General features: G+C 69.3%; 4 protein-coding genes. 1 reads left to right on the top strand and 3 read right to left on the bottom strand.

What is annotated here, in order from left to right; all coding sequences use genetic code 11:
• Positions 1–75 precede the first annotated feature (75 nt).
• Positions 76–1,605 (bottom strand): UbiD family decarboxylase, encoded by a 1,530-nt coding sequence (locus AC1DZ6_RS16440; RefSeq protein ID WP_477098219.1) that lies wholly within the window; start codon positions 1,603–1,605, stop codon positions 76–78.
• 47 nt (positions 1,606–1,652) lie between these two features.
• The gene (locus AC1DZ6_RS16435) at positions 1,653–2,669 is read right to left on the bottom strand and encodes a cupin-like domain-containing protein (RefSeq protein ID WP_477098218.1); all 1,017 of its coding nucleotides are present in this window, start codon (positions 2,667–2,669) and stop codon (positions 1,653–1,655) included.
• A 128-nt stretch (positions 2,670–2,797) separates the two neighbouring features.
• Here AC1DZ6_RS16435 and AC1DZ6_RS16430 point away from each other — a divergent pair, with 128 nt between their 5' ends.
• Positions 2,798–4,561 carry a DUF4153 domain-containing protein gene (locus AC1DZ6_RS16430; RefSeq protein WP_477098217.1) on the top strand — a complete coding sequence of 588 codons (1,764 nt, stop codon included), beginning with the start codon at positions 2,798–2,800 and terminating at the stop codon, positions 4,559–4,561.
• Positions 4,562–4,655: 94 nt separating this feature from the next.
• Here AC1DZ6_RS16430 and AC1DZ6_RS16425 read toward each other — a convergent pair whose 3' ends face one another.
• Positions 4,656–6,449: an ABC transporter ATP-binding protein gene (locus tag AC1DZ6_RS16425; protein ID WP_477098220.1), complete on the bottom strand. Its 1,794-nt coding sequence runs from the start codon at positions 6,447–6,449 to the stop codon at positions 4,656–4,658.
• Between the last annotated feature and the right edge of the window lie 18 nt (positions 6,450–6,467).

Genomic DNA, 6,467 nt, shown 5'->3' with positions numbered 1-6,467 from the left:
GTTCCTCCTCACCCGCAAAGCGGGGGAGGTGGCGCGATGCGGATACGCATCGTGGCGGAGGGGGCGTCCTGGCGTCTACTTCCAGATCGGCTTGCCGTCCCCCGGCAGGCCCAGCCGGGCCCACTTCTCGCTGACGGTGTCGATCACCGACTGGTCCATGCGGATTTCCTCGCCCCACTCGCGGTGGGTTTCGGGGGGCAGCTTGTCGGTGGCGTCCAGGCCGATCTTCGACCCCAGTCCGCTCTCCGGGCTGGCGAAGTCGAGATAGTCGATGGGGGTGTTCTCGATCACCGTGATGTCCCGCGCCGGGTCCATCTTGGTGCTGATCGCCCACATCACGTCCTTCCAGTCGCGGGCGTTGATGTCGTGGTCCACGACGATCACCCACTTGGTGTACATGAACTGGCGCAGATAGCTCCAGACGCCCAGCATTACCCGCTTGGCGTGGCCTGGATAGGCCTTCTTCATCGACACCACGGCGATGCGGTAGCTGCAGCCCTCGGGCGGCAGCCAGAAGTCGACGATCTCGGGGAACTGCTGGCGGATCAGCGGGATGAACACCTCGTTCAACGCTTCTCCGAGCACGGACGGTTCGTCCGGCGGGCGGCCGGTGAAGGTGGTCAGRTAGATCGGGTCCTTGCGCATGGTGATCGCCGTCACCTGGAAGACCGGGAACTTCTCGACGCTGTTGTAGTAGCCGGTGTGGTCGCCGTAGGGGCCCTCGTCCGCGTACTCGTCGAGCAGGACGTGGCCTTCGATGACGATCTCGGCGTGGGCCGGCACCATCAGCGGCACCGTCTTGGCGGCCACCAGATCGACCTTGGCCCCGCGCAGCAGGCCGGCGAACTGGTATTCGCTGAGCGTGTCAGGCACCGGCGTCACGGCGGCCAGGATGGTGCCGGGATCGGCGCCCAGCACGGCGCAGGCGGGCAGGGGCTCGCGGTTTCCCGCCTTCTTGTGACGGGCGTAGTGCTGGGCCCCGCCGCGATGGGCCAGCCAGCGCATGATGCAGCGGTCCTTGCCGATCACCTGCATGCGGTAGATGCCGAGGTTGAAGTCGTCCTCGCGGTCCTTGCCCGGGCCCTTGGTGACGACCAGCGGCCAGGTGATCAGCGGCGCGGGCTCGCCCGGCCAGCAGGTCTGGACGGGCAGTTTGGACAGGTCGATCTGGTCGCCGGTCAGGACGACCTCCTGCACCGGGGCCTTCTTCACCGTGCCGGGCCGCATGGCCATCACGGTCTTGGCCAGGGGCAGCATGTCCAGCGCGTCCTTCAGGCCCTTGGGCGGAGCGGGCTGGCGCAGGAAGGCCAAGAGCTCGCCGACCTCGCGCAGCTCGCCCGCCGTGGTGCGCGGTTCGCCGCCCAGGGTGACGCCCATGGCCACCCGCTTGACCGTGCCGAACAGGTTGGCGAGCGCGGGCATCGGCGAGCGCGAGCCGTCGGGCAGGATCACGTTCTCGAACAAGACCGCCGGTCCGCCCGTGGCCAGCAGGCGCGTCTGGATCTCGGTCATCTCCAGCACGGTCGACACCGGCTCGGTCACCCGCACCAGTTCGCCCTTGGCTTCGAGGACGTCGATGAATTCGCGAAGCGAGCGATAGGCCATGCGGGTCTCCTGAACGGCGCGGAACCTAACCGTTTTTCTCGGACTGGCTACGGCGAGTTGAACGCCTCGGCCAGAACGGCGCGCAGACGGGCCAGATGCTCGGGCGTCATTTCGCCCAGCGGGCCCCGCCGGTCGAGCGGAAGATGGGCCGCCGGGTCGCCGTCACGCTCGAAGACGAAGTGCTCGAACATCTCGCGCCAGACCTCGCGCTCGGCGGGCGGCAGGCCGCGGACGCTGGCCATGGCGTGGACCAGGGCCGTCAGGGGCGGGCCCAGCAGGGCCGGGGCTTCGTTCCACCAGTAATTGATCAGCACGGTGAAGGGGTCGAGGGAGTCGACGTTGTGGAACCAGCAATAGGGAATGTAGATCGCGTCGCCCGGCTCCAGCTCGGCGACCTGCGCCGCCGCCAGGGCCGCCGGGAAGTCGGGGTAGCGCTCCAGGTCCGGCCGGGCCGGATCGACCAGGCTGACCGGCGGCCCCGCGGGCGTGAAGTCGAACGGCCCCAGATAGAGGTTCTTCAGCTGGTCCGGCGGGAACAGGGTGAAGCGCCGTCGCCCGGTCACCGCGCAGGCGATGTTGTGGCTCATGTCGAAATGGGTGGCGGTGGTGATGGCGTTGCCGATCCAGATGCGCGGCGCGACCTTGGGATCCAGCAGGGCCAGCCGGTTGGCCTCGGCGAAGCCGGGCAGGGCCTCCGGCGTCGGCGTCGACTGGACGGCGATGGCCGGCGGCCGGGCGACGCGCCGCAGCTCCAGCAGCGCGGCCAGGGCCCGGGACAACGGCATCTCGTCGCGCTGGAAGTTCAGGCCGGTCAGGTCTGGTGTGTAGAAGAACCGCCCGCCGATGTCGGCGCCGCCGCTCAGCACGCTGACGGGCGCGCCGCTGTCCATCGCGTCCAGATAGGCGACCAGCGCCTCGTCCGATCGGCGACCGGCCGCGACGGCGGGCCAGTCGGCGACCAGGCCCTTGAGCACCGCGGGCTTGCCGGCCGGCAGGATCTGCTCGCGGAACCGGGCGAGATCGATGTCGCGATATTCCAGCGTCCGGGGCAGGGTCGTCGTCAAGCCGATGCTCCTGGGTTGTCCCTCACTCGTAGAGCAAGGGTCGAAGGGCCCGCAAGCTTGACCCTAGGCGCCGCCCGCCGCGCGTGGTCCTGTCCTCCATCGATAGCCAAGGTTGTGAGAGTCCGACGATGACCGAAACCCCGCTCGACCCCGTCGATCCCCGCGCGGTGCGCCGCGCGACGATCATCCGCCTGGCCACCGGCCTGGTCCAGGGCCTGCTGCTGTACGGCCTGTACCAGGCCGACAAGTCCAAGGTCTGGCCCGCCACCCAGCGCGAAGTCTTCGCCGCCTTCCTGATGATCGTGCTGTTCGTGCCGTTCGTGGGGCTGGCCGGGATCTCGGCCCTGCGTCTACGCACCCTGGCGGTGTGGAAGGCCGTGGCCGCCCTGGTCGCCGGCGGCCTGGCGGCCTACGGGATCTGGAGCGGCGATCCCGGCGTCCCGCGCGTCGACAACCTCGGGCCCCAGACCTTTCTGGCCATCGCCGCCCTGATCTTCATCGGCCACCACCTGGTCCAGCCGGCCGACATGGAGCGGCGGCGCATCGCCCGCTACCCGACCTATTTCGACGTCACCTGGAAGCACGGCGTGCAGGCGGTGCTGTCGCTGGGCTTCACCGGCGCCTTCTGGCTGCTGCTGTTCCTGGCCTCGGCCCTGTTCAAGCTGATCGGCGTCAACGCCATCGAGAAGCTGATCCAGCATGAGTGGTTCGCCTTCCCGGCCACCGCCGTGATGTTCGCCGCCGCCGTCCAGCTGACCGACGTGCGGGCCAACCTGGTGCGCGGCGTGCGCAGCGTGGCCCTGACCCTGCTGGCCTGGCTGCTGCCGCTGATGGCCCTGATCGCCGCGGCCTTCCTGCTGACCCTGCCCTTCACCGGCCTGGAGCCGCTGTGGAAGACCAAGAGCGCCACGGCCATCCTGCTGACCGCCGACGCCTTCCTGATCCTGCTGGCCAACGCCGCCTATCAGGACGGGACCGAGACGACCGCGGTGGTGCTGAAATGGGCCGCGCGGTTGGCCGGCGTGCTGCTGGTCCCGATCACGGTGTTGGCGGCCTATGGCCTGTCGCTGCGGATCGGCCAGTACGGCCTCAGCCCCGACCGGATCATCGCCGCCGCCTGCGTGCTGGTCGCGGCCGGCTACGCGGTCGGCTACGTGATCGCCGCCGTTCGGCCGGGCGCCTGGATGAAGGCCCTGGAGGTCACCAACATCGCCATGGCCTTCGTGGTGATCGCGGTGCTGCTGGCCTTGTGCACGCCGCTGGCCGATCCGAGGCGGCTGTCGGTGGGCGACCAGGTGGGTCGGCTGGAGATGGGCAAGGTGAAGGCCGGGGACTTCGACTACGAGGCCCTGCGATGGGATGGCGGGCGCTATGGCGCCGACGCTTTGAAGCGTCTGGCGACCAGCAAAGATCAGATGGTTCGTGAAAGCGCCGCCATCGTCCTGAAGCGCCAGAACCGCTGGGAGGCGCGGCAGGCCCAGGCGGAAAAGGTCGACGCGAGCGCGCCGTTCAAGATCTCGGTGTTTCCACAGGGGCGCGAGCTGCCGAAGGGCTTTATGGAAGGCGCCTTTGGTCGGGGCAGCAACGCCCTCTGCGGAGGTCGTGGGTGTGTCGCCGTCGTCATCGACGCCGATCACGATGGGGAAGACGAAGTTCTATTTTCCAACAGTAATCGTCTGAGCCTCTACAAGTATGAGGGCGATGAATGGAATGAGATCGCCCGTAGCACGGCAGCCTGCGGACAGGGCGGGCTAACGGCGCTGTTGGAAAAAGCGCCGGCCAAGGTTGTTCCGGCCGCTCCCCAATCGGACCTCGATATCGGCGGTCGCCGCCTGCATCTGGTTCCCCGTGATCCGGCCTGCGCGGGTACGATCCTAGAGGACGCGTTCTAAATGGCTCACGGACGGGGACGCGCCCTTGCGGCGTGTCCCCTAAACCAGCGCCGTGCGAACCATGGGGACACGCCGCGAGGGCATGTCCCCGGCCCTAGCCCACGCCCTCGGACACCGCGTTGAGCCGCGCATACACGCCCCCCGCCTCCTTCAGCTCCCCGTGCCGCCCCTCCTCGACCACGCGGCCGTTCTGGAACACCAGGATCCGATCCGCGCCGCGCACGGTCGACAGGCGGTGGGCGATGACGATCGTGGTGCGGCCGTGCATCAGGGCCTCGGCGGCTTCCTGCACCTGGCCCTCGGTCTCGACGTCGAGCGAGGAGGTGGCCTCGTCCATCACCAGGATCGGGGCGTCGGTCAGGAAGGCGCGGGCGATGGCCACGCGCTGGCGCTCGCCGCCCGACAGCTTGATGCCGCGCTCGCCGACCAGGGTGTCGTAGCCCTTGGGCAGGCGCAGGATGAACTCGTGGGCGCGGGCCTTCCTGGCCGCCGAGACGACCTCCTCGTCGGTGGCGTCGGGACGGCCATAGGCGATGTTGTCGCGCAGGGTGCGGTGGAACAGGGCCGGGTCCTGCGGCACCACGGCGATGGCGCGGCGCAGGGAGCCTTGCGTCACGTGCGCCACGTCCTGGCCGTCGATGACGATCCGCCCGCCCTGCAGGTCATGCAGGCGCTGGACCAGCTTGACGAAGGTCGACTTGCCCGAGCCCGTCGGCCCGACCAGGGCCACGCGCTCGCCCGGGGCGATGGTCAGCGAGAAATGGTCGTACAGCGGCGCGCCGGCCGACTTGTAGCGGAAGGTCACGTCCTCGAAGGCGATGGCGCCGGCGCCGCGCTGGAAGTCGGGCGCGTGCGGGGCGTCGGCGATCTGCGGGGCCAGGCCCTCCCAGGCGGCCAGGTCCTCGGTGTCGTCCAGCCCCTTCTGCAGCATGCGGATGTTCTCGCCCATGTTGCGCAGATAGCCGCTCATCAGCATGAAGGCGGTGATGGCGAAGGCCACGTCGCCGGGCGTCGCCGTGCCCTTGGCCCAGGCATGGATCATCGCCGCCGTCAGCCCGCCTTGCAGCAGCACCAGCAGCAGGTTCTGGCCCAGCCACACATTGGTGAACTTGTGCCAGGTGACCATCACCGCCTCGCGCCAGGCGGCGGTGACCTCGGCGACGCGGGCGCTCTCGCGGGCCTCGGCGCCGAAGCTCTTGACGGTCGGGTTGGACGTGACGGCGTCGGCCAGCCCGCCGCCGATCTTGGAGTCCAGGGCGTTGGACTTCAGGTTGGCGGGACGGACGTAGCGGGTGGTGACCACCAGGTTGACGGTGATGTAGGCGGCCACGACGACCAGGGCCACGCCCCCGGCCAGGGGCTGGCGCAGCAGCAGCATCACCGACAGGCCGACCAGCACGATCAGGCTGGGGGCCAGCCAGATGGTCACCGCGTCGGTGACGCTGTCATAGCCCCACATGGCGCGCGTCAGCTTGCGCACCGTGGCGCCGGCGAAGCTGTCGGCGTGCCAGTCGGACGAGAAGGCCTGGACGCGGGCGTAACCCTCGTTGGTCATCTCCTCCATGTTGCGGGCGGCCAGCGGGATCCAGAACCGCATGGCCAGGTTGCGGATCAGCGAGAAGCCCAGATAGACGCCGACGAACGCCGCCCAGGCGCCCCAGGCCGCGTCGACGGCCGAGGGGCCCCTTGTCACGATGTCGATCAGCCGGCCCGAGGCCCAGGGCAGGGCCAGGTCGAAGCAGATCGCCGCCAGGGTCAGGCCGACGCCGGCCAGGAACAGGCCCTTTCGACGCAGCCAGAAGCGCGCGATGAAGCCCAGCACCTTGGCGTTGCTCAGGGCGCGGCGGCGGCCGCCGTGTTCGTCCTCATCGTCGATAGCGTCGGTCATGGTGGAGGGTAGAGGGTA

The sequence above is a fragment of the Caulobacter sp. P1_B12_2 genome (assembly GCF_056406675.1).
This window is presented reverse-complemented; position numbering and strand designations above follow the sequence as displayed.

Bases quoted from the DNA above. Each gene is read 5' to 3' on its own strand.
- AC1DZ6_RS16430 (WP_477098217.1), top strand. From the start codon at position 2,798: ATGACCGAAACCCCGCTCGACCCCGTCGATCCCCGCGCGGTGCGCCGC.
- AC1DZ6_RS16425 (WP_477098220.1), bottom strand. From the start codon at position 6,449: ATGACCGACGCTATCGACGATGAGGACGAACACGGCGGCCGCCGCCGC.